At 46.1% G+C, this 23,029-nt stretch carries 27 protein-coding genes; 21 read left to right on the top strand and 6 right to left on the bottom strand.

Features of this window, described 5'->3' with window-relative positions; all coding sequences use genetic code 11:
- Positions 1-52 precede the first annotated feature (52 nt).
- Entirely contained in the window at positions 53-976 is a 924-nt protein-coding gene (locus ACXAGP_RS18545) for a hypothetical protein (RefSeq protein ID WP_475263051.1), read from the bottom strand.
- Positions 977-1,188: 212 nt separating this feature from the next.
- Here ACXAGP_RS18545 and tatA point away from each other — a divergent pair, with 212 nt between their 5' ends.
- Genes tatA through hemB form a run of 6 tightly spaced genes read left to right on the top strand, consistent with a single transcriptional unit; the run spans position 1,189 to position 4,873 of the window.
- On the top strand, positions 1,189-1,425 hold the full coding sequence (gene tatA / locus ACXAGP_RS18550; protein ID WP_338294630.1) for a Sec-independent protein translocase subunit TatA: 237 nt from the start codon (positions 1,189-1,191) through the stop codon (positions 1,423-1,425).
- 15 nt (positions 1,426-1,440) lie between these two features.
- The gene (tatB, locus tag ACXAGP_RS18555; RefSeq protein WP_338294629.1) at positions 1,441-1,746 is read left to right on the top strand and encodes a Sec-independent protein translocase protein TatB; all 306 of its coding nucleotides are present in this window, start codon (positions 1,441-1,443) and stop codon (positions 1,744-1,746) included.
- 3 nt (positions 1,747-1,749) lie between these two features.
- Positions 1,750-2,508: a twin-arginine translocase subunit TatC gene (gene tatC / locus ACXAGP_RS18560; protein ID WP_475263053.1), complete on the top strand. Its 759-nt coding sequence runs from the start codon at positions 1,750-1,752 to the stop codon at positions 2,506-2,508.
- A gap of 1 nt (position 2,509) precedes the next feature.
- Positions 2,510-3,046, top strand: a complete 537-nt coding sequence (locus ACXAGP_RS18565) for a hypothetical protein (RefSeq protein WP_475263054.1) — start codon at positions 2,510-2,512, stop codon at positions 3,044-3,046.
- Between the two features lie 21 nt (positions 3,047-3,067).
- Positions 3,068-3,844, top strand: coding sequence for a TatD family hydrolase (locus ACXAGP_RS18570; protein ID WP_475263098.1), 777 nt, complete (start codon positions 3,068-3,070; stop codon positions 3,842-3,844).
- Between the two features lie 30 nt (positions 3,845-3,874).
- Positions 3,875-4,873, top strand: a complete 999-nt coding sequence (gene hemB / locus ACXAGP_RS18575; RefSeq protein WP_475263056.1) for a porphobilinogen synthase — start codon at positions 3,875-3,877, stop codon at positions 4,871-4,873.
- Positions 4,874-4,889: 16 nt separating this feature from the next.
- Here hemB and ACXAGP_RS18580 read toward each other — a convergent pair whose 3' ends face one another.
- Both ACXAGP_RS18580 and rhlB read right to left on the bottom strand, forming a co-directional pair.
- Positions 4,890-6,359, bottom strand: a complete 1,470-nt coding sequence (locus tag ACXAGP_RS18580) for a Ppx/GppA phosphatase family protein (RefSeq protein WP_475263057.1) — start codon at positions 6,357-6,359, stop codon at positions 4,890-4,892.
- A gap of 18 nt (positions 6,360-6,377) precedes the next feature.
- Positions 6,378-7,625 (bottom strand): ATP-dependent RNA helicase RhlB, encoded by a 1,248-nt coding sequence (rhlB, locus tag ACXAGP_RS18585; protein ID WP_475263059.1) that lies wholly within the window; start codon positions 7,623-7,625, stop codon positions 6,378-6,380.
- A 106-nt stretch (positions 7,626-7,731) separates the two neighbouring features.
- On the opposite strand from rhlB, the gene trxA reads away from it, so the two are divergent.
- Positions 7,732-8,067 carry a thioredoxin TrxA gene (gene trxA, locus ACXAGP_RS18590; RefSeq protein WP_338294623.1) on the top strand — a complete coding sequence of 112 codons (336 nt, stop codon included), beginning with the start codon at positions 7,732-7,734 and terminating at the stop codon, positions 8,065-8,067.
- Positions 8,068-8,390: 323 nt separating this feature from the next.
- Here the strand turns inward: trxA and ACXAGP_RS18595 are convergent, their stop codons facing one another.
- Both ACXAGP_RS18595 and rraA read right to left on the bottom strand, forming a co-directional pair.
- On the bottom strand, positions 8,391-9,428 hold the full coding sequence (locus ACXAGP_RS18595; RefSeq protein ID WP_475263061.1) for a formimidoylglutamase: 1,038 nt from the start codon (positions 9,426-9,428) through the stop codon (positions 8,391-8,393).
- A gap of 18 nt (positions 9,429-9,446) precedes the next feature.
- Entirely contained in the window at positions 9,447-9,932 is a 486-nt protein-coding gene (gene rraA, locus ACXAGP_RS18600; protein ID WP_475263062.1) for a ribonuclease E activity regulator RraA, read from the bottom strand.
- Positions 9,933-10,148: 216 nt separating this feature from the next.
- Here rraA and ACXAGP_RS18605 point away from each other — a divergent pair, with 216 nt between their 5' ends.
- From ACXAGP_RS18605 to ACXAGP_RS18655, 11 genes are all read left to right on the top strand, one after another.
- Positions 10,149-10,661 (top strand): phosphatase PAP2 family protein, encoded by a 513-nt coding sequence (locus ACXAGP_RS18605; RefSeq protein WP_475263063.1) that lies wholly within the window; start codon positions 10,149-10,151, stop codon positions 10,659-10,661.
- A 35-nt stretch (positions 10,662-10,696) separates the two neighbouring features.
- On the top strand, positions 10,697-11,773 hold the full coding sequence (locus ACXAGP_RS18610; protein WP_475263065.1) for an MJ1255/VC2487 family glycosyltransferase: 1,077 nt from the start codon (positions 10,697-10,699) through the stop codon (positions 11,771-11,773).
- Between the two features lie 94 nt (positions 11,774-11,867).
- Positions 11,868-12,488 carry a Crp/Fnr family transcriptional regulator gene (locus tag ACXAGP_RS18615; RefSeq protein WP_475263066.1) on the top strand — a complete coding sequence of 207 codons (621 nt, stop codon included), beginning with the start codon at positions 11,868-11,870 and terminating at the stop codon, positions 12,486-12,488.
- Between the two features lie 50 nt (positions 12,489-12,538).
- Entirely contained in the window at positions 12,539-12,994 is a 456-nt protein-coding gene (locus ACXAGP_RS18620) for a GNAT family N-acetyltransferase (RefSeq protein ID WP_475263067.1), read from the top strand.
- Between the two features lie 25 nt (positions 12,995-13,019).
- On the top strand, positions 13,020-13,931 hold the full coding sequence (locus ACXAGP_RS18625; protein ID WP_475263068.1) for a DMT family transporter: 912 nt from the start codon (positions 13,020-13,022) through the stop codon (positions 13,929-13,931).
- A gap of 173 nt (positions 13,932-14,104) precedes the next feature.
- The gene (locus tag ACXAGP_RS18630) at positions 14,105-14,536 is read left to right on the top strand and encodes a hypothetical protein (RefSeq protein WP_475263070.1); all 432 of its coding nucleotides are present in this window, start codon (positions 14,105-14,107) and stop codon (positions 14,534-14,536) included.
- 96 nt (positions 14,537-14,632) lie between these two features.
- A complete protein-coding gene (locus tag ACXAGP_RS18635) occupies positions 14,633-14,935 on the top strand; it encodes a hypothetical protein (protein WP_475263071.1) in 303 nt (100 codons plus the stop codon).
- 42 nt (positions 14,936-14,977) lie between these two features.
- Positions 14,978-15,514 (top strand): GNAT family N-acetyltransferase, encoded by a 537-nt coding sequence (locus ACXAGP_RS18640; protein WP_475263072.1) that lies wholly within the window; start codon positions 14,978-14,980, stop codon positions 15,512-15,514.
- A gap of 50 nt (positions 15,515-15,564) precedes the next feature.
- Positions 15,565-16,035, top strand: coding sequence for a nuclear transport factor 2 family protein (locus ACXAGP_RS18645; RefSeq protein WP_475263074.1), 471 nt, complete (start codon positions 15,565-15,567; stop codon positions 16,033-16,035).
- Between the two features lie 50 nt (positions 16,036-16,085).
- Positions 16,086-16,529 (top strand): hypothetical protein, encoded by a 444-nt coding sequence (locus tag ACXAGP_RS18650; RefSeq protein ID WP_475263076.1) that lies wholly within the window; start codon positions 16,086-16,088, stop codon positions 16,527-16,529.
- Positions 16,530-16,566: 37 nt separating this feature from the next.
- Positions 16,567-16,767, top strand: a complete 201-nt coding sequence (locus ACXAGP_RS18655) for a tautomerase family protein (protein WP_475263078.1) — start codon at positions 16,567-16,569, stop codon at positions 16,765-16,767.
- 16 nt (positions 16,768-16,783) lie between these two features.
- Here ACXAGP_RS18655 and ACXAGP_RS18660 read toward each other — a convergent pair whose 3' ends face one another.
- A complete protein-coding gene (locus tag ACXAGP_RS18660) occupies positions 16,784-17,845 on the bottom strand; it encodes an alpha/beta hydrolase family protein (protein WP_475263080.1) in 1,062 nt (353 codons plus the stop codon).
- 101 nt (positions 17,846-17,946) lie between these two features.
- Between ACXAGP_RS18660 and ACXAGP_RS18665 the strand changes: the two genes are divergently transcribed.
- The 3 genes from ACXAGP_RS18665 (at position 17,947) to ACXAGP_RS18675 (ending at position 22,739) form a co-directional block, all read left to right on the top strand.
- Positions 17,947-18,975 carry a helix-turn-helix domain-containing protein gene (locus tag ACXAGP_RS18665; protein WP_475263082.1) on the top strand — a complete coding sequence of 343 codons (1,029 nt, stop codon included), beginning with the start codon at positions 17,947-17,949 and terminating at the stop codon, positions 18,973-18,975.
- A 291-nt stretch (positions 18,976-19,266) separates the two neighbouring features.
- Entirely contained in the window at positions 19,267-21,435 is a 2,169-nt protein-coding gene (uvrD, locus tag ACXAGP_RS18670) for a DNA helicase II (RefSeq protein WP_475263084.1), read from the top strand.
- A gap of 65 nt (positions 21,436-21,500) precedes the next feature.
- The gene (locus tag ACXAGP_RS18675) at positions 21,501-22,739 is read left to right on the top strand and encodes a diguanylate cyclase (protein ID WP_475263100.1); all 1,239 of its coding nucleotides are present in this window, start codon (positions 21,501-21,503) and stop codon (positions 22,737-22,739) included.
- The last annotated feature ends 290 nt before the right edge of the window (positions 22,740-23,029 follow it).

A 23,029-nucleotide genomic window follows, 5' to 3' on the forward strand; every position in this document is an offset into this window, starting at 1 on the left:
TAGTGCAAGCACCGGAAAGGACTATTCCGGTGCTTTTTTCGTTATCCCGGCGTTAATAATCACCAAAAAAACCTTCAACTCTTAGTGCAATGCCATAAGAAGCACTGAAGCTTTCATCCCTTCGCCACAAAATAAAAGGCTCCAATTCAAAATATAGCCACTCTCGTAAGGCGTTTTTACGCCAGCGACTACTTATCAAATATTCTTCTATGCGGTAGTTAGGTTGACTCAATCCTTCCAGATAAACACCCGTGATCAAAGCAGAGGTGTCAGAAAGCTGCTGCATGGCATAGAGGTTGTGCTGCCACAGCCAATCGTTAGTTTCATCTCTGAAGAAGAAGTTATTATCCAGGCGCATTACCGATAGATCTGCTAAATCTTGTTCCAGTTGCAAACCGAAATGGCTGCCCAAACCTTCCTGGCTGTAAAAATAGCCTGAGACTTCCCAACGATAACGCTGGGTTTCGTTGAATTCTCCGCGAGCGGCGTAGCGGGAGCGAGCATATGGCTGAGCCTTTCGACCGATTCCGATGCGGTGCGACCAGACGCTGTCTTTAGATTGTGGCTTGGTCCATTTCAAGGCCAGGTTAAAACGGTTTTGGGTGGACAGGACTTCATTTTGTGCCGCTTTAACGGGGGCGCGTTCCAGATCTTCGTCGAAGTCACTGAAAACGATATCCACCTGATTTTTCAGATTGGGCAGATTAAACTTAACCCGAATTTTCGTTTCAAACTCCATGATATCACGGCTGCGAGGCTCCCATCCCAAACTGATCCTGGCACCACCATTAGGCTGTTCATCAATGCTAAAGTTTTCATCGGCAAAAAAGTCATCTAACCAAATTGCCGTGCTATTCACCGAGCCGCTAACACTGTCATGCAATGAGTCCAACCAAGGTTGCTGCTCTTCCTCAGCAGAGGTTATTGGCACACATAACATGCCGAAAATGATAAAAATGGTAATGTTTTGCAACAATCTGGTTAACCTTCCTCTGTCTATTGAGCATCGATTTGTATGATAATGACTAAGGTTATTGTCATACTGGTGTTATCTAAGTGTGGTCTAAAAACATCGAGATCAGCAAACCCTAATTGTTGATAAGAGTGTGAACCAGCTAATAAAAAATACTTTGTTCCCTGCATTTAGCGGAACGGGTATACTACAGAAAAATTTTAAGGAGAGTCGTTATGGGTGGCATCAGTATTTGGCAATTGCTGATAATTTTCGCCATTATCGTGTTGTTATTCGGAACTAAAAAGCTCCGCTCATTGGGGTCTGATTTGGGCTCTGCGGTAAAAGGCTTTAAAAGTGCTGTAACGGATGAAAACAAAGCCGATGCAGACTTTAAAGAGCCCCAAGGCGTGCAAGATCAAAGTAATCAGCAACAAACCACGCAGAGCAAAGAAAAGCAAAACGCTGAATAATCAGGTTAAAACCACATGTTTGATATTGGCTTTTGGGAACTGTTAGTGATTGGCGTGATCGCGCTCTTAGTGCTAGGCCCGGAAAGGTTGCCCGGAGCGATTCGCTCAACCAGTCGTACCATCCGCAATATCAAAAATGTGGCCAATGGTTTTCGTCAGGAGATTGAGCAGCAAGTGCGCATCCATGAATTGCATGAGAACCTGAAAAAAGCCGAAGAACAGCAACTAAAAAATCTGTCTCCAGAACTTCAGGAAAGTGTTGACGAATTGAAAGCTGCGGCTGAATCGGTCAACCAACCTTACCGAAAAGATCCACAATAAAACATGTCAGATGCCGTAACTCTTATTGACCACCTGGTGGAGCTGCGCAATCGCCTGCTAAAGGCGGTGCTCAGTGTGCTTTTGGTATTTTTGGGGCTGGCTTATTTTGCCCAGGATTTGTATGCGCTGATGTCGCAGCCCCTGATAAGCGCCATGCCGGAAGGCGCGCAAATGATCGCCACAGATGTGGCCAGTCCATTTTTTGCACCCTTTAAATTAACTCTGGTGCTGTCGTTTTTTATTGCTATTCCTTATGTCCTTTATCAAGTTTGGGCGTTTGTGGCGCCGGGCCTATATCAAAACGAAAAAAAGCTGGTGGCTCCCCTGATGCTGGCCAGTACCTTTTTGTTTTATGCTGGAATTGCCTTCTCCTATTTTGTGATTTTTCCATTGGCGTTTCCGTTTTTTATCGGTGTCGCTCCTGAAGGGGTGGTGATTAGCACCGATATTAATAGTTATCTGAATTTTGTATTGAAGCTGTTTTTTGCCTTTGGCGTTTCTTTTCAGATCCCAATAGCCATTATTCTGCTGTGCTGGACGGGTTTTACCAATGCTGACAGCTTGCGAGAGAAGCGCCCTTACGTGATAGTGGGGGTTTTTGTGGTGGGCATGTTAATGACCCCGCCTGATCCCATTTCTCAAACCCTGTTGGCGCTGCCAATGTGGCTTTTATTTGAACTTGGTGTCATGATCGGTGGTCTATACGCCAGCAACAGAGAAGACTCTGAGGCAGACGAAGAAGAAAAAAGGATAGCGAAATAAAATGAAATTTACCTTAATAGCCTTATTTGCTGCGGTTACCCAGCTAGTTAGTGTCAGTGCACAAGCCGAAACATTGGCGCAGGCCATGGAAAAGTGTCGTTCGGTGAGTAACTCGGTGAAGCGTCTCGTATGTTATGACCAGTTGGCACAACGCGCCAATAATCTGGAAGACTCGGAACTGGCTGAGTTTTATGCCAATCGTCCGGTGGTGGTGGCTTCTCCTGAAGCGCGACGCAATGCCGTGAATAACGAAGTACAAACTACACCACAAAATACCTTTGGACTGGAACAGCAGCTGGCAGAAAGAAAAAGTTCCGAGGCCTCTGAATTACGAGCTGTAGTAGGTAAAGTAGAAAAAAATCCACACGGTAAGCTGATTATTACTTTGCAAGATGGCCAGGTTTGGCGCCAGACTGATTCCGAGCGTATGAGTTTGTCGGCAGGTGATAGTATTTTGATCAGCCGAGGCTTGTTGGGGGCTTTCTACCTTTCGAAGCAAGGAAATAATCAGAATATCCGCGTAAAACGCAAAAGCTAATCGCAAAAGGGACTCGCTCTGCTGTTTGATATCGGCGTTAATTTAACCAATAACCGATTCAATGATGATATTGATGAGGTTATTGAGCGCGCCCGTGATTCGGGCGTTGCAGGTTTGCTCATCACGGGCACTTGTGAGCGGGAAAGCCGGGCGGCGGTGGAAATATGCCAACAATATCCGGATTATTGTTGGTCTACTGCTGGAGTACACCCTCATGATGCCGCACAAGTGTCGGCATCATATATCGACATATTACGGCAATTAGCCAGTGAACCAGGGGTAAAGGCGATTGGTGAATGTGGTCTAGACTTTAATCGCAATTTTTCCCCTGCTGAAGCGCAGATTGCCGTATTTAAACAACAAATTGCACTAGCTTCCGAGCTGGGTTTACCCCTATTTCTACACGAGCGAGACGCTTGGGATACCCAGATGGACATACTGTCTGGGGTTAATAATTTAAAAGGTGTGGCCCACTGCTTTACCGGTACAACGGAGCAAATGCAGGGGTATTTATCGCTGGGTTTGTATATTGGTGTGACTGGCTGGTTGTGCGATCCAAAGCGTGGAGAATCCCTACGGGAAGCTGTGGTGCATCTGCCGTTAGACAAGTTGCTGATTGAAACGGATGCACCGTACTTAACCCCTAAAACCTTGCCCGGAAAAATCCGGCGCAATGAACCTTGTTACTTACCCCATATCGCCGAGACGATAGCTGAAATTAAACAAGTTTCAGTGGCAACCATCGCTGAGGTCAGTAGCAACAATGCAGCGCGATTGTTTGGTCTTAAACTGCAGTGATATTCGAACCTGAACGGAGAGATATTTAAAGTGACTTTTCCCCTTTTTCCCGCCGCCAGAATGCGTCGTATGCGTCGCCAGCAATTTAGTCGAGATTTGATGTCTGAGAATCAATTATCGGTGAAAGATCTTATCTATCCTATGTTTGTGCTGGAAGGACAAAATCAGAGAGAGGCCGTGCCTTCCATGCCCGGTATTGAACGTTTGTCAGTGGATTTGCTCTTACAGGAATGTGAAATACTGGTAGCGCTCGGCATACCAGCAATCGCGCTATTCCCGGTAACCCCGCAATCGGCAAAAAGTGATAATGCCGAGGCCGCTTATGATGCAAATGGACTGGCGCAACGCGCTGTTAGAGCAGTAAAAGCACAGTTTCCCGAACTCGGAGTGATCACTGACGTGGCGCTGGATCCTTTTACCAGCCATGGTCAGGATGGTTTGATTGATGCTTCAGGTTACGTGCTTAATGATGAAACCGTAGAAGTATTGGTAAAACAAGCTTTGTCTCATGCCGAAGCAGGTGCCGATGTGGTGGCACCATCAGATATGATGGATGGCCGCATTGGCGCTATCCGAGAGGCATTGGAGCAGGCTGGTCATATCAACACCTGTATCATGGCCTACTCTGCTAAATATGCTTCTCACTATTATGGTCCGTTTCGCGATGCAGTGGGGTCGGCAGCCAATCTTAAAGGGGCTGATAAAAAGAGCTATCAGATGGACCCGGCTAATTCTGATGAAGCTATCAGAGAGATCGCTCTGGATATTAATGAAGGCGCCGACATGGTGATGGTGAAACCCGGTATGCCTTATCTCGATATCGTCAGACGCTGTAAGTCAGAACTGGCGGTACCTACGTTTGCCTATCAGGTGAGTGGCGAGTTTGCCATGCATCAGGCCGCTTTTGCCAATGGTTGGTTAGCCAGAGAGGCGACTATTCTGGAGTCATTACTGGCATTCAAGCGCGCGGGCGCAGATGGTATTTTGACTTATTTCGCCAAAGAAGCGGCTCAGCTTCTCAAGCCATGATGAAAAAATAACAATATTATTCGAAGCTGAGTAGCCAGTTAACCGACTTGATACTGTGCTGTTCTTCGTTTAATAAATGGCGTAACAACGGGTTATTAGCCAGATAGTTTTCGCTAAAGCGCAGTTGCCAGAGGTTGTCACGGATCTCGATATCCGGCACGGCAAAGCGCTGATCAATGCGTTGGCTGCACAGGATAATGGCCAGGCGCAAGGTGCGGATCAATAAGTTCAGTTGTTGTTCGTTGTCTTGTGGGTGCTGATTCTCGGAGTGAGTGGCAGAAGGATTGGAACTCACTACTCTTGAAATAAGCTGTTTTTCTTCAAAGTTTAGCCACGACATATTGGTGTGTTGCAGCAGATAGCGGGCGTGTTGTTGATGGTTCTTAAAGCTTATCATTTGGCCGGCTTCGTGTAACAAGCAGGCATTCTGCAACACTTTTTTCAGCATGGCGTTAAGTTGCGGCTCTGGCTGGCAATTGGCCAGAATTTGCTGGCAGCAGCGGTATACCCGGTGCGCTTGATTTTCATCAATGCGCAGTAGCGCTAATACTTTTTCCTGAGAGCGATTAAAAGGCGTCGGCAGTACCTCCGCTAATACTCCTTCTCGCAATGCGCCTTGGGCCAGGTGCATCTGCTGGATATCCAGTGATTCAAACAGGGCTATTAAAATGGCTAGCCCGGCCGGGAATATGGCACGCCGACTCTCTTGTAATCCCGTTATCTTTAAATTATCCAGATGCCAGGCTGAACAGCAAGATTGCGCCAATTGCTGCAGGAAGGGCAGTGTGATAGTGGCTGGCAGGTTTTGTGCTGTCAGTATCTCTACAATGGCTTGCGGAGTGCCAGACGCGCCCAGGCAATCGTGTATTTTAAGATCGGTAAACTCAGACAATACCGGTTTAATCACTTCTTTGGCGGCATTGACGGCGTTGCGAAAGTTGTCTTCGTTAAGCTGCTCATCAGCAAACCAACGATTGGTCCAGGTGACGCAGCCCATATTCAGGCTATGTAGCAGGCTGGGTTGATTGCCCTTGCCCCAACCCAACTCGGTACTGGCGCCACCGATATCAATCACCAACGAATGACGATTGCTTTTTTGGTCGCTGGTAACGCCGCTGAAGATATAGGCGGCTTCTTCTTCACCGCTGATAATGCGAATGGGGTGCCCAAGCAGTTGTTCGCCTTTGGCGACAAATTCATCGCGGTTGGTTGCCAGGCGCAGAGTTGCAGTAGCTACCACAATAATATTGCTTTTCGGTATGTACTGTAGCTGTTGGGCAAAGATGGCCAGGCAATCCCAGCCCCTTTGCATACTTGTAGTATCTAACAGGTTATTGTCATCCAGACCCGATGCTAGTCTGACTTTTTGCTTCACCCGATTGCGAATGCGAATACCGTTGGAAGTTTCCTCAACTACTAATAAATGGAAACTGTTGGATCCGAGATCCACGGCAGCATAAGTGTTGGCAAGCAAAGTCTGGGTCATTGATGTCTTAAATACACACTACCTGTTGTTATGGCGCTTTTGATTGTTGCGCTTATCGCGATGCACTCGTTTGCGCTGAGTCCTTCTGGGTGGATTAACATCATCAAGCAAGACATCGTGGAAATAATCAGTTACCGGAATCGTATGGCCAATATAGGTCTCGATCGCCGGCAAATTGAGTGCGTATTTCTCACAAGCGAAACTAATGGCATGGCCGCTTTTCCCAGCTCGTCCGGTTCGACCAATGCGGTGTACATAGTCTTCCGCGTCATCGGGTAAGTCGTAGTTATACACGTGAGATACTTTGTCGATATGCAGGCCTCGTGCGGCTACATCCGTGGCTACCAGAATATCCAGATGACCTTTGTCGAAATCCTCCAGAATATTCAGGCGCTTTTTCTGTGGCACGTCGCCACTTAGCAGGCCTACTCGGTGTTTGTCGGCATTCAACCAATCAGTTACCAGTTCACAGGTGTGTTTGGTATTAGCGAATACAATGGCTTTCTCAGGCCAGTCTTCTTCTAACAGAGTCAGCAATAGCTTCATCTTGTCGCTGTCGGAAGGATAAAACAATTCTTCCACGATACGGCTGGCGGTGCGCTGTTCCGGCTCTACTTGTACGTGCACTGGGTTGTCCATATGTTCGTAGGCCAATTCCTGAACGCGGAAAGACAGGGTCGCTGAAAATAACATGCTCAAACGATTTACCGCAGGCGGCATACGACGGAACAAAAAGCGGATATCTTTGATAAAGCCAAGATCAAACATTCGGTCGGCTTCATCTAATACCGCCACCTGAATGTTCGCCAGGCTGAATACCTGTTGTTTGTAATAGTCGATAATACGGCCCGTAGTGCCGATAACGATATCTACGCCTTTTTGCAGTGTTTCTTGTTGGCTTTGGTAACCTTCGCCCCCATAAATAAGGCCAAGGGAGATATCAGTATGTTTGGCGATTATTTCTGCATCTTTGTGGATCTGAACTGCTAATTCACGCGTAGGAGCCATAATGATAGCGCGCGGTTGCCCGGTTTTATCCTTCTCATGAGTGAGCAGGTAATTAAAGGTGGCCACCAAAAACGCAATGGTCTTACCCGTGCCAGTTTGAGCCTGTCCAGCAACATCCTGGCCGTTTAGCGACTGGGGTAGAGCCAGCGCCTGGATTGGGGTGCAGTGTTCAAAACTGGCAGCCTTAAGTGCCTCAAGAATCTTGGGGTGAATGTTTAGATCCGAAAAGTGGGTCTCTGTTAAATGTGTTGTTTGCATAGCTTATTGCTTATCAACCCTTGCATATTAATCCAGTTGCTATAAAAATAGCGCAACATTGGTTTCGTATCACATTCGAAACCACAAGCCTAACGTGGAGAGTTTAATGAGTGATAAAATAGTCACCTTGTCTGATAGTAGTTTTGAAAGCGATGTAATCAAATCAGAAAAACCTGTTTTGGTAGACTTCTGGGCTCCATGGTGTGGCCCATGCAAAATGATTGCTCCAATTCTTGACGCTATCGTAGAAGACGACAATTTCGCCAGCAAGATAACAGTTGGCAAGCTGAATGTCGATGATAATGTTGAGACGGCGGGTAAATACGGCGTGCGCGGTATTCCTACTTTACTGATTTTTAAGAACGGTGAAGTTGCGGGTACAAAAGTGGGCGCGTTGTCTCGCACTCAATTGGAAGAGTTCATCAACGAATCTGTTGGTTAATCTGCTTCAAGGCAGTTGCCTGTCTGGCGACTGCCATGTTTCTTCCCTTTGCGCTATCAAAACGCAAGAGCGTGTTTACCTTTACTGTACGAAATTTGTTCTATATATAAGCGATTTAATAGCGGAACAGTCCTAGTGGTGCTAAGTCAAAGGACTGTGACAAAGAGTAAAGCGCTTATATGACGAACCCTCCGGGCAGCGCCTGTGTGCAATTTATACTGTGTTGAATGCTTTTGATTTGGAACCACCAGACCTTCAAGCATTCGCCTTGTCTAAATTGCACACATACTGCTGCAAAATCGTACAGCAAAGATAAACACGCTCTAGTCTTCCTGATTTTTCTTGGCAAAATCCGCTTTAACAAAGGAACAAACTAGCTCAGCCAAAATTTGTCCAGCTGCTCGCATTTGCGGAGCGCTCGTGGCGTCTGGTGCCGCTTCTGCTAAGTGCAGATATTTAACTTTGGGCAACATTGCCATTTCACTAACGTAGTACAAGGCATCTTCGTAGGGCATACCTGTTGCTGTAATGGCGCTGGCTGGCATATTGGTTAAGCAATCCACATCCAGTTCTACCCCGATGGGCAGGCCTGAGTGCATCAGGTAACGAGCACAGTCCTCAAGACATTGATCAAAGTTTAGTTTGCGACTCCAATGACTGTCCTGAATACTGATCCAGCGGAAGTCGTGTTCCCGCATGGCGTCCAGTGCATCCTGATTATTCTTTTGTTCGTGTAAGCCCAATACCATATAACGAGAAAGATAATTTTCTGCTGCCGCGTAGCGAAAAGGATTACCGCTGTGACGACCTTCTGTGGCTCTGAAATCGCTATGAGGGTCGAGATTAGCCACCGCTAGTGGCAATTGCTCGGCTTCACTACAGGCTTTGATAATGGGATAGGCGTTATTGTGACCACCACCAATAACAATTGGAATAAGCTGGGCTTCAAACACTTGCTGCAGTAGATGATGTACCCGGCTGTCTATTTCGCAACACAGGTTGCGCAGTGTTTTAATATCGTCTGGATTTTGCTCGGTAGACGCCTGCAAGTCAGAAAAATCAAGCTCTCCCAGTAAGGCAATTTTTTCACTGGGGATAAATTGATTGTGCTGCAAATTCACAAAACTTTGCAAAAATGCTGGCCAACCATTTTGTGCTCCGCCATTGCCCAGATTGGCTCTGGGACCGATATCTTCAGGTAAACCAAGCAGCACATAATCAATACCTGATGCTTTAAGAGCCTTAAAATCTGTGTGTTGGGCAAAGCAAAGTACTTCACCTATTTTGGTTTCACCCGCCCGTTGTTTGAGCAAATTAGCGATATTGTCCAGGCAGGAAAAGTTGAGTCCGGAAATGTTCATGATTGTCCCCGCGCGAGATTATTCGATGTCCAGCGGCTCAGGAGACAAAACGATACCGGTATTATCGGCATAGATATGATCTTCCGGTAAAAAGGTAACGCCGGCAAAGTTAACCGCGATATCGGTATTTCCAACTTCATCGGTATCGGCACCTACAGGAATGGATGCCACAGCGTGAATACCAATATCGGCATCTTCTAATATGTCTACATCACGCACTGCACCGTAGCAGATGATGCCCTCCCATTGATTCTCTACCGCAGTCTGAACATTCATGGCATCCAGCAGCGCCCGTCGGTTAGAGCCGCCGCCATCAATCAGCAAGACTTTGCCCGCTCCGTTTTCGTTCACGATCTGATCAATCAATCCTTTGTCTTCGAAGCACTTGATGGTAGTGACTTCTCCACCAAAAGAGCTACGCCCCCCATAACTGATAAAAATAGGATCGAGTACATCGATGCTGTCAGCAAAAATGTCGCAGAGTTCAGAAGTGTTGTATTCCATGGTAGACCTTCAAGGGCATTTTTTTCTTAGTCTACGCCAACTCATGGGCTTTGTCAGGCCATTGCAATAAAAGTCAGTCAAGTGAGGGGTAAGCAATGGTTTCGCAGAAGGGATTGTCACATTAGTGTCTTTTTTGTGTCACTACAGGTTAACAATTCACCACTATTCTGTGCAGCTATAAAGGATAGATTTAAATCTGACAAGTTTAATAAACCTATGAACCTGATAACTCGCGTGGATACACAATTATTTCAATGGCTGTTCAGTAAAAGCACTGGACGGGATTGTACCGTGTTTCGCTATATTTCAAAGACAGGTGATGGGCATGTTTATCTATTGCTGGCGTTAGTGCTTTGGATGTTTGAGCCAAAGCAAGGGGCACTGTTTCTCTATACAGGCTTGTTGGCCTATGCCATGGAACTGCCTTTATATGTGATGCTCAAAAAACTGTTTAAGCGCGCCAGACCCTGTGATTTCAACTGTAATGTTACGGCACATGTACAGCCATCAGATAAATTCAGCTTGCCGTCTGGCCATACCGCCGCCGGATTTTTAATGGCGACGTTATTGGCTCATTTCTATCCCTCTTTCGCCGTGCTTGCCTATGGATGGGCGAGCATGATCGCGTTGTCTCGAATCATGTTAGGCGTGCACTATCCCGGCGATATTGTCGCTGGCGCGAGCCTGGGTGTGACCATTTCTACCATTAGTATTGGTATTTTGGCCTGAACCAATTCCACTAAAACAGCAAAACCAGAAAAACAATGACATTAAAAATACTATACGGTGTCCAAGGCACCGGAAACGGACATACCACGCGTGCACGTGTAATGGCAAAGGCATTTAGTCAACGCACGGACGTCAAGGTAGATTACCTGTTTAGTGGCCGCCCCAGAGACAAGTATTTCGACATGGAAATCTTTGGTGATTTCCAGACCCGAAAAGGTCTGACATTCGTGCATTCTGATGGTGCTGTAGATCAGTTTAAAACGGTTATGCAAGCCAGCCCCTTACAGTTGCTCAAAGATATTCGCGGATTAGATTTGTCCGGTTACGATCTGGTGCTCAATGACTTTGAACCCGTTAGCGCTTGGGCATCAAAACTGCAAAAAGTGCCTGGTATCTCCATCAGTCATCAGGCGTCTTTCGGTCATGATGTGCCCAAGGCGGGCCAGTCCTTTATTGATAAACTTATTATGAACAGTTTTGCGCCCACTTCGATGAGTTTGGGGGTGCATTGGTACCACTTTGGTCACAGTATTATGCCGCCGTTTATCGAAGACCAAATCTCCGATGTGTCTGTTGGCAGTCACTACCTGGTGTATTTACCATTTGAGAGCTTGTCGGATATCGGTACGTTGCTGGAAAGCCTGAGCGAATACAACTTTGTGTGTTTTCACCCCGATGTTGCTACCGAAAGTGATGACGGGCATGTTTCCTGGCGCAAGCCGAGCAAAGTCGGCTTTCACAAAGCCTTGCATAGCTGTGCCGGCGTTATTGCCAATGGCGGCTTTGAGCTATCCAGCGAATGTTTGCAATTAGGTAAAAAACTATTGATCAAACCCCTACATGGCCAGTTTGAACAGCTGTCCAATGCCAAAACGCTTGATGCTTTGGGTTTGTGTCGCATTATGATGCGTCTCGATCAGGAACGTCTGGAGCAATGGTTGGATGAGCCTGCTGGCGAAGCCATTGAATTTCCAAGCGACCCGAGCATCCTGATCGACTGGTTGGTGGAAAAGGATTGGCAAAATACTGAGTCCGTGGTGCAGAAGCTGTGGCAGCAGGTTAAATTTCCAGACAGAGTGCAGCGCAAACTGAGTGCAATGAGCAAAGCTTGAGGTATCCCCTGGACTTTACCAGAGCGTAGCTTTTTCTGGTATGCCGTGATAAAACAAAGGTTATCTGCAATTTCCAGAAAGTCTTTTATTTGACATGCCTAAACCACTGCTTTCACGCCATTGCGACAGCTTCAGCGCTTGCCTTAAAAGCCATTATCGGGCCGAGCTGAATGTGGGATTGTTGGCGGAGCATGTTACTGAGGTAAAGCTAAAAGCCAACGAATTCTTGTGGCAGGCAAATCAAACCCAGGAATACCTTTATGTGCTGCAAAGCGGCTTGCTCTATGCCTATTTCGAAACCTCCGAAGGCAAATCATTCTGTAAAGAAGCCTATTGGGAAAATGACCTGGTTTTTGGCTTTCGCAGCTTGCTCAGTGATATTCCCTTTCCCTTTAGTGTTAAATCAATTGAGCCTTCGGTTTTATATCGAATTCCCCGTCAGCATTATTTATCGCTAGTAAACAAGCACCACGACTGGCAAGCGTTTCATTTGAGTGTGGTGAGTGAATACTACATGTACAAAGAGGGCAAAGAAGAGTTTTTGCTGTTAAACACCCCTGAGCAACGGGTCGCGCTATTTTTTGAAACCTATCCGCATTTATTGCCTCGCTTACCGCAACATGTGATTGCATCCTACCTTGGCATGACACCCATCAGTTTTAGCCGCATCAAAAAAAGATTGGGGCTGTTAACAAATGTTAATGCTAGTGGCTGAGCTTTCACTTATTCTCGCTGTCATCTTTTTGCAGCCGCGTTTAAGTACCTATGAAAATCACCATTAAACCTTTTGAACAACTATCAGCATCTGAATTACACGATATTTACCAGCTCAGAATTGCGGTGTTTGTGGTTGAACAAACCTGTTACTACCAGGATGTGGATGGCCTGGATAAACACCCTGATACCGCCCATGTGATGTTTTGGGATGGTGATGTATTGGCGGCCTACGCACGAGTTTTGGCACCCGGCAGCTCTTATCCTGAGTACGCCAGTATTGGTCGCATTGCCAATGCGCAATCTCATCGGGGGATGGGGCTGGGCCATAAGCTGGTAGCCGAGTCCATTAAGGTTAGCTTGGAAAAATGGCCACAAGAGAGTATCAAGATCAGTGCTCAGGCACACCTGCAAGGTTTTTATCAAAGCCACGGTTTTGTAACTGTGTCAGAAGAGTATCTGGAAGACGGTATTCCCCATGTTGCCATGCTACGCGAAAACGCTTAATAGCAACTTTGGTGGCCTTTAAATAATGGATAGACGACTTTTTATCTGGCGCAAACGGACCGTGGTGTCTGCTTTGCTGTTAGCCGTTATTTTTCTACTGGTGGGGAATCTGTTTGCCACCGGCGCCGATGTATTTGTTAAAAACTGGGCGGATGCCAGTGGCATTTACCAGTACTTGTTTTTGCGTCAGTGCCTGTTGGCTGCCTGTCTCTATCCTCTATTTCGTCGTTTGCCCCAAGACGCCCGAGTGTTGCGCCGGGGACGTTTACAGGCCTTCAGAGCAAACTTAACGGTGATTGGCGGCGCCTGCGTATTTGTGGCGCTTACGGAATTAACCCTGGCTACCGCCAATGTTTTGTTTTACGCCAGTCCGGTACTCACCTTATTGCTGGCGGCCTGGTGGTTTAAAGAGCCATTACACAAATTTCGCCTGTTTAACATCGCCTGTTGTTTCGCTGGCGTGGTGGTGGCGCTACAACCGGATAGCGGTGGTATGGGGATTTTAGCGGGCCTGGCAGCAGCGCTTTGTATTGCTTGCCATAATTTGCTGGTGCGTTACATCCCTTCCAGTACGCCAACAATTGCCGTGATGTTTTGGGGTACGGTATTGTCCATTCCTTTGATGGCCATACTGTCGGTGTTTAACTGGCAGCCCTTTAGCTGGCCCATGCTCTATCTGGTGGCAGGTTCGGCGGTGTGTGTGTGTGGCTATCAGCTGTGTTGCATCGTGGCTTATCGGCGCGCCGAAGCCGGCGCCATTGCCCTGGCGGAATATTCCGGCCTGGTGTTCGCCGCACTGTTAGGCTGGTGGTTATTTAGCGAAAACATTGATATCTGGACTGCCACTGGCATGGCCATGATAATCTTCCCCATCTTCTGGCAAACGGTGATTGAGCACCGAAGATTGCCAAAAACTGTTCCAGGCGAAGTGAGTTAGCACGGGTGGTGCGAACTATTCATCTGAGGATTCATGGTTAAAAGATACGATTTCTTGATGCCTAAAATAATGGGCGATTGACTTTGCTTGATAGGCGAATTAGGTTCGTGTTTTAACACGAACCTTGTTCGTCTAAGAATAGTTTGCCTCGCAGTTTAATTTAGGAGATTTTTATGAAGGTTTTGAAAACGTCCATCGCATCGTTGTTGGCATTCTCGGCATTTGTTAATGCAGGGAGTGGAAAAGCTATCGTTCCTCATTGGGGAGATGCATCTTCTAATGGACCATCGACTGTTTTCGTTTCTAATATTACGGATAATTACATTAACGTTAGCATTAAATTTTATAACAAAGACGGTACTGTACTTTCTCCTTCTTCATACACAAATTTTACTGCAAGTAACACGCAACTTGAGCCGGGTAAAACTGGATATGTCAATATTACTACACCCGAAACGGACTATGGATATGCCACAATAGAATGGAGCAATGTTGAAGGGGATGATGATACGGTCGCACTGGTTTCCTATGGATACAGACAAATTATCGAAACATCCAGACGACTCGGAATGGCAATACAAGTAAATGATGGTAAACCGTTCTAACAAGATAAGTTTAGCTTGGAAAAACACTCATTGGCTACTGTTCTTGTCACACTTATATTAGCCAACTGTTTTTCGCCGCCTTTGCGGAAAGTTACAATGCTGGAAGAAGGAAACATTGGAGGTTTTGTTAAGATGTCCTTTTCGCTTTTTTTATTGTCTTTGGGAATATCACTTGTCAGTTCTTCCTTAGCGCTAGCGAAGGCAGTATCTCTGCCATTTGCAAGAAAAGTGCGGCTTATTCATTTGGTCATCCTGCTTGTTTTGAATATTTTTATTGTTGCTATACAACAGGTATTTGTTGATGCGGAGGCCAATATCAGGGTCGACTTGATAGTCATTTCTGGAGCGTTAGTCGTGCAACTAATCTCGATGTTGTTATTCAGAGCCTATAAAAATTAAGACGTTTTTACGCACAGATGCATAGCTAAAAGGTTAATTGTTATGAAGTTTTCCCTATTTGAACCATCGAGAGCCCAAGAGGTTATAACGCTTTTCAGAAAGGTGTTTTCTGCATCTGAGGGGGAAGCGGAAGGTCAGGTCATTGCAGACTTTGTGGTAAAGCTGATTAACACGACTGAGCAACAAGATCTGATAGGCTGTGTTGCAGAAGTAAATGAAAGGCTTGTAGGTTGCATCTTTTTCAGCCGTTTTATTGTACCAAACGGGCAATCGGCATTCATTCTGTCACCAGTTGCCGTATCGACAGAAGTTCAGGGAATAGGAATAGGCCAAAAGCTTATTCAATATGGTTTGGACCATCTCAGGTCTGTAAACGTCAAGTTAGCTTTCACTTACGGTGATCCCGGTTATTATTGCAAAATGGGCTTTCTGCCAATTGATGAAACTATTGTCAAAGCCCCATGCCCTTTAAGTCAACCCATTGGGTGGTTGGCACAATCACTTGATGATCAGGCAATACAGCCTATGGTTGGTGCCACTCAATGTGTTGCGGCATTAAATGACCCAAGTCTCTGGTAGCATGGCACCTAGGAAGCACGCTTAAGTGCCGGAATATTAAGGAAAGTTCTATGAAAACGGTTATTTCACTTTTTGTATTATTTTGTTTGGCTTCATCCCCTATCTATGCCGCCAATCAGCTCTCAGAGCAAAAAATCAAAAACTTAGCACAAGATTTTATTGCAGCTAAAAATGCGCGCCAGCAACCCGACTCGGACGAGAAAGACGTGGAGTATTTTCTGTCTTTCATCGCAGACGAGTTTATCGATGAACACATCAAATTTAATGTCACGGTAACCAGTAAAGAAGAACTCAGGAAAGGAATGATAGCCAAGTTGGAGGATAAGATAATCTTTAGTGATATTGAAATTCTGGAGATGATGATTGGCAGCAACGTGGCATTTGTAAAGTTCAAAGAGCACGCCAAAGGGCAGCCTGCACACCTTGATAAGCCCATTGAATATACAGCTATAAATATTGTGTCTCTGGATTTTACGGATTCAGGTAAAATTAAGCGCATCCGTCGTTATCACGGACTGTAAAGCCAGAGTATTTCCACAAATAGCTACCAAGCACTTTTTAAAGGAACTAAATGATAAACACCAAGCAAGGCGTTATTTTATTAGTTATTGCAGCCACTATTGCTTTTTTAACGGCGTTGGCTCATCTCTCTTGCATCTATTTCGGTCCTCAGTGTTATGAAATACAAATGGCGCCACCCGATATCGTTGAATCAGCGCGAGCGGGTACCTTGTTAGCCCCCGTTGGTGCCGTCATTGTATCCATAATATTTGTCGTATTGGGCTGCTATGCCCTCTCTGGCGCAAAGTTAATGCGCAAATTGCCATTGTTAAAGTTCGGTGTCTATAGCATTGCTGTGGTTTGTATTATTCGCGGTATATTGCCACTGCAACTGTGGCTCAGGCATCCGGAAAAAGTCAGCGCTGCCGTGTTGCTGGTGGGCCTCATCTGGCTGGGTGTTGGTCTCTGTTACTTGCTGGGATATCGAGCCGTACAGAGCAAGGCCACGACATAAATTCATTTTACTCAAATAAAATAATGCAGGAGGCGGTATGCCCTATGTGAATGTGCAAATGACAAAAGGTGTGACGCGGGAGCAAAAGGCTGAACTGGTGAAGGATATCACCCATTCTTTACAACGGGTCTTGGGCAAAAATCCAGAGCACACCCACATAGTGATTCAAGAGATAGCCGAAGAAAACTGGGGCTATGCGGGCATGCTGACGGATGATTGGAAGAAAAGCCAATCTTAGTCAAAGTGAAATAGTGTCATTGCATACTTTTTGAGGATTTATCCAGTATTCCATGTTGCCTTAGAAAATGGCTGATGGAGGAGCCTGTCATGTCGTGGATGCGTTGTCTGTCGCCTTCATCTGGGTTATTGCAAAGAAACTCAGCGCCTTCTTTGCTTAAGATCTCAACTGCACCTTCAGTGCAAAGTCCAAGGAAGCTAAAATGCGTGGCCTCACTCAGCTCCATATAAACACCATTTTGAAATTGGCCTGCCAACAATCTGCCATGGCGGGTAACAGGTAGCATTTCATCTAGTGTGCCAGCAATCACCATAATCGGTGTTGCAATGGAAGATAAGTTTGTTGCTTCAAAGGCGGGAATAAAACCCGGCGCCATACTAATCACAGCAGTGATACGCTCATCTAATAGAGATTGTTCTTGATGCTTTTCTTTTGCGAGAGCACCGTAAAGTTCGTCGCCAAATAACGCGCAAGTGGCAGATTTGGGGTGGTCTTTGCAGAACCTTTGCAGCTTACCAAGATTAAGTGTTGCTCCGGCTATGGCCAATGCACTGTAGCCACCTAAAGAGAATCCCACGCTGACGATATTCTTCTGGTCAATCAAGTGACCGTATTCTTTTGAATTCAATATCCAGTCAATTAAAAATGTGCCATCTTTTGCCTGGCTCCAGGTTTCCATCATGGATTTTTCGGTAACTTCCATGGTGGTGGAACCCGGGTGGTTGGCGGCAATCACAATCATACCTTGGGCAGCCAGAGAATGCGCTATCCACGCCATGGAGCGATAATTCCCACTGGTACCGTGAAAAAGTATTGCCAGCGGATGAGGTCCTTGTGAAAATCCGCCATTTGGTATAGCTCTTACTGGTTTAAAGACGCTGTTACCTGCCACCATTCTGGGCTCTTTGGCGTCTTTCGAAGGTCCCCAAATTAAAAAGGATATGTTTCGTTGGCGCTTTTTATCCTGAGCAGACGCGGATACGACTGCAACCTGATGTTCGCTAGCATGTAATTGTACCGGCAGAGTAAAGGCACTGAATAATAGCAAAGTGGTGATCGCGGCTGTAATGAGATTCATGTTGTTTCCCCTTGTAAAGTGTTGAGTTAGAAAACATACTTTTTCAGGAGGGAAAAAAAGACCTGATTCACGTTTTAGGTCCAGTTAAACAGGAATCTGCGGTGGCATTAGCACTAACTATCATTTCATTGGGCATTTCACTCATGGTGTTGGGCCTGGCCGTTAAGTTGTTGATTCAAGATACCCTCAAGGGAGTTGAAAAAAGCAGCATCCTGATTTTTTTGGCCCTGTTTTCACTGCAAACCCTGTTATTGATTTTCCAGCTTATGTCGTGGCTTGATGTGCTGGTTAGCATTCGACCCTTTATGGCTGCAGTGTTAGCGCCATGTTGTTTCTGGGCATTGACAGTTGTTGTTCGAGATAGGGTTAAACTTCGCTTAATGGACTTGGTTCATTTAATGCCGGTGATACTAAACGCATTCGAATTTATTGCTTTCGACTATTCCCTGATCGCAATTCAGATATGCTATTCCGTGTTGATGTTCCACCTTGTTTTTGATCCCCGACTTAACAAGCGGGGTGCTCTAAAGCTAACGGTTTTATTATTTGCATTGATCTTTACCGTTATCTCGTTATTTGATTTGCTGATTGCTTTTGAGGTGAATCAACAAGGGCAATTAGAGGAGTCCATTTTTCTGTTTTTTGCCCTGTTTATTCTGTATAGCTTGTTGCTGGTAATTGTTACAATTGCCAGTGCCAATCCGGGCGCTTTGCATCTGCTGCTTAGCGACATACAGTTTTATGCTATTAACACGTTGCCGAGAGATCAAACAACAGAATACGATGTGATCCTCAGCCGATTTCATGAAGTGGAGGAGGCCATAAAATCAAATCAATATTATCTGCAAGATGGCTTTAATTTAAGTTATCTCGCAGAGTGTCTGCAACTCACTCCTCGAGAGCTTTCAAATATCATCAATAGAGGGGCGAAAAAGCATTTTTCTGCTTATATTAATGATCTCAAAATCGCGCAAGCAAAGACCATGTTGAGATCGCCGGAGCATGAAAACATGAACGTCACGCAAATCATGTACGAGTCGGGTTTCGTTACCAAGTCCAGCTTCAATCGAGAATTTTCCTTGCGCACCAACATGACACCTTCGCAATATAGAGAGGCAGGTAAGAGTTAAGCTTTTTACCTGAAAATTATTGCACACCTCTAATCTGAATCTTCTCTACATTGCTAAACTGCGACACATTTGGGTCGTCTGACAGCACATACTCAATGGCGATATAGTTGTTGCGTATTTTTGTGGGCTGGTTTGGTGTAAACCCACTCTATGAAGTGTGAGGTCTTGCTGAGGTTAAAGACGCTTTTTACGAGTTGATTATTAGCGATAACTACAACAAATGTACAAATATCCAGTGCTTTTGACTATAATGGCCGGCAGAAATTTGCAAGCCATTAATATAGAGGTGCCATGGACGTCTCACGCCTACTGGACAACTTAAACGATAAACAGCGCAGTGCCGTGGCCGCACCTGCACAAGATATGCTGGTACTGGCAGGAGCCGGCAGTGGCAAAACCCGTGTGTTGGTGCACCGTGTGGCCTGGTTAATGGAAGTCGAAGGTTTAGCGCCACATAATATTTTAGCCGTTACCTTTACCAACAAAGCTGCCAAAGAAATGCGTGGTCGGGTGGAGGAGTTGATGGGGCGTTCGTTACACTCCATGTGGATGGGCACTTTTCACGGCCTGGCGCATCGCTTATTGCGCGCCCATTATGCCGATGTGAACCTGCCCGATAGTTTTCAGATTCTGGATTCTGATGATCAATACCGCCTGATCCGTCGCATTTTAAAGTCCATGAATTTGGATGAGAAACACTGGGCACCCAAGCAAGTACAGTGGTATATCAATGGCAACAAAGACGAAGGCTTGCGTCCTCATCAAATCGATACCCGCGATGACTATACCCAGAAAAAAATGGCCGAGATCTACAAGGTGTATCAAGATACCTGTGATCGCTCCGGGCTGGTGGATTTTGCCGAATTGTTATTGCGTGCCCATGAACTGTGGGTGAATAATCCAAGTATTCTTGCCCATTATCAACGCCGCTTTCGCGCCATACTGGTGGACGAATTCCAGGACACCAATAACATTCAATACGCCTGGTTGCGGCTGTTGAGTGGCGAGGGTAATAACACCATGATCGTAGGGGATGACGACCAATCTATTTATGGTTGGCGTGGTGCCAATGTAGAAAACATCCATAACTTTTTGCGAGACTATGTGGGCGCAGAGACGATCCGTCTGGAGCAAAACTACCGTTCCACCGGTGTGATCCTGAAAGCCGCCAATGCCGTCATCGACAATAATCAGGGGCGCTTGGGCAAAGAACTGTGGACAGAGCAGGCGGAAGGCGAGCCAATTAAGGTATATGCCGGCTTTAATGAAGTGGATGAAGCGCGCTTTATCATCTCCAAAATTAAAACCTGGTTTGAACAAGGCAATGCGCTGCAGGATTGTGCCATTTTATATCGCAACAATGCCCAATCGCGTATTCTGGAAGAAGCGTTATTGCACGAATCGATTGCCTATCGCATCTATGGTGGCATGCGTTTCTTTGAACGTCAGGAAATCAAAGATGCCTTAGCTTACCTGCGCATGATGAATCACCCGCTGGATGACGCGGCTTTTGAGCGAGTCGTAAACGTGCCAGCCCGAGGTATCGGTGAAAAAACTCTGGCGCAAATTCGTGAATTAGCGCGAGAAAATCAGCAATCCATGTGGCAGACCGGGATGCTGATGGTGGCTGAGAAACGCCTGTCTTCTCGCGCCAGTAATGCCCTGAAAAGTTTTATTGAGATGGTGCTTACCCTGCAAGAAGACTTAGCCGATTTAAGCCTTGAGCGTCAGGCGGACGAAGCCATTAAACGCTCGGGTTTGTATGCCATGTATCAGGCTGAAAAAGGCGAAAAGGCCCGTGCTCGCATCGAAAACCTGGAAGAACTGGTGACTGCCTGTAAACAATTTGTGGTGCCAGAGGAAGCGGAGGAAATGACTCCTCTGGCGGCATTTTTAGCTCATGCCTCTCTTGAAGCTGGTGAAACCCAAGCCGATAAGCACCAGGATGCGGTACAGATGATGACCATTCACAGTGCCAAAGGCCTTGAATTTCCACTGGTATTTATTGCTGGTGTAGAAGAGGGTATGTTCCCCAGTCAAATGAGCAACGAGGAGCCGGGCCGATTAGAAGAAGAAAGGCGATTGTGTTATGTGGGCATGACACGCGCTATGGAGCAGTTGTATCTCACCTGGGCGGAAAGCCGTCGCCTCTATGGCCAGGATAAGTTTCATACCATGTCGCGTTTTATCAAAGAGATGCCCTCTGATTGTATGGAAGAGGTGCGTTTGCGCACCACAGTCTCTCGTCCGGTGTACAATCGCTTCGAAAATCGCACTTCTCATGAAGCATTCGTAGATTCAGGAATGCAACTAGGACAGCGAGTAGTGCACCCCAAATTCCAGGAAGGCACGGTTATCAATATGGAAGGCCAGGGTGAACATGCACGAATTCAGGTCAATTTTGATGATTTTGGCAGCAAATGGCTGGTAATGAGCTATGCTCGTTTGACTAAAGTCTAATTAACATAGATGGTGTTTTGCATACATACTGACTGGATAACAACGATAGAATGAATGACTCCCTCATGCAGCAAAAAGTGCTCGTAATTGAAGACAGCCCAACCAGTATGAAAGTGCTGTGCCACCTGGTAACCAAAGCGGGTCTCGAGCCAGTTTCTGCAAGTACGCTCACTCAAGCGAAACAAATTTTTGCCTCCAGTTATCCCGAAGAGTATCTCTGTGCGCTGGTGGATTACAATCTGCCAGATGCCGAAGATGGTCAGGCCATTGATTACGCTATTCAGGCTTTTATACCTACTGTCGTGATCACAGGGCGCTTAGATGAGCGCACCCGCGACCGCGTTTTATCCAAAGACGTTGTGGATTATATCCCTAAGGAAAATGCTCAGGTTTACGATTATTTGAGTCGTCTTTTACAACGTCTGGAAAAAAACAAGCAAATCGGTGTACTGGTTGTAGATGACTCGCGTTTAACCCGCTCTATGGTGACGGCGCTATTGAGGCGTCATAATTTTGTGACTTATGAAGCCGAAGACGGGCTTGAGGGACTCACGGTATTACGTCAGCACAGCAATATCAAGCTGGTGATCACCGATGAGAATATGCCCAATATGTCTGGTGTGGAAATGGTAGCCGAACTGCGCAACACCTTCAGCAAAGAGGATGTGGCCGTGATTGGGGTGTCCGGCAAAGGCAGTTCAGCACTCTCTGCGCGTTTTATCAAAAGCGGGGCTAATGACTACATCAGTAAACCTTATTGCCACGAAGAGTTTTTCTGTCGCGTTACCCAAAACATCGAGCATATTGAAAATGTCGCAGCAATTCGCAAAGCGGCCAATACCGATTATTTAACGAACCTACCTAATCGACGCCACTTCTTTACCCGTGTGAATGCCAATTTGAAAATGGCACCTCAGTGGGTTTGTTTTGCCATTATCGACATTGATAATTTTAAAGCGGTGAATGATACCTACGGGCACGAAGCCGGTGATCACGCTTTAAAAATCACGGCAAAAATCTTAAATCGGCATTTCAAATATCACTATGTTTCTCGCTTTGGTGGTGAGGAGTTTTGCGTGTATTTGTCGGCTATGGATGATGACTCCGCCACGGAGTTGCTGGAGAAAGTCAGGCAGGAAGTGGCGCAAACTGAAATGCGCTACAACGGTGAGTCTTTTAAGTTTACGGTAAGCATCGGTGCCAGTGCTGAGTTTGATGGCAATGCTGAAGCAACATTGCGCATCGCAGATAAAAATCTCTACAAAGCCAAGCAATCAGGTCGTAACTTGTTAGTCTTTGAGTAAGTAAAGCCTCGCGTATTCTGTAGGTTCGACTGTAGGTTCGACTTTAGTCGGACAGCGGGATTCACATCAACTACCGTTGTCCAACTCACCGTTTAAATGTTCCCGACATAAACGGCATTTACTACTTCCCTATAGCTCAATGCGAACCTACAAAAAATAATAGGCCATTTGTAGGTCGAAGTTGAGTTCGACAACGGTGTTCACATCAACTACCGTTGTCCAACTCACCGTTTAAATGTTCCCGACATAAACGGCATTTACTACTTCCCTATAGCTCAATGCGAACCTAC

The sequence above is a fragment of the Planctobacterium sp. AWM4_229 genome (assembly GCF_056160305.1).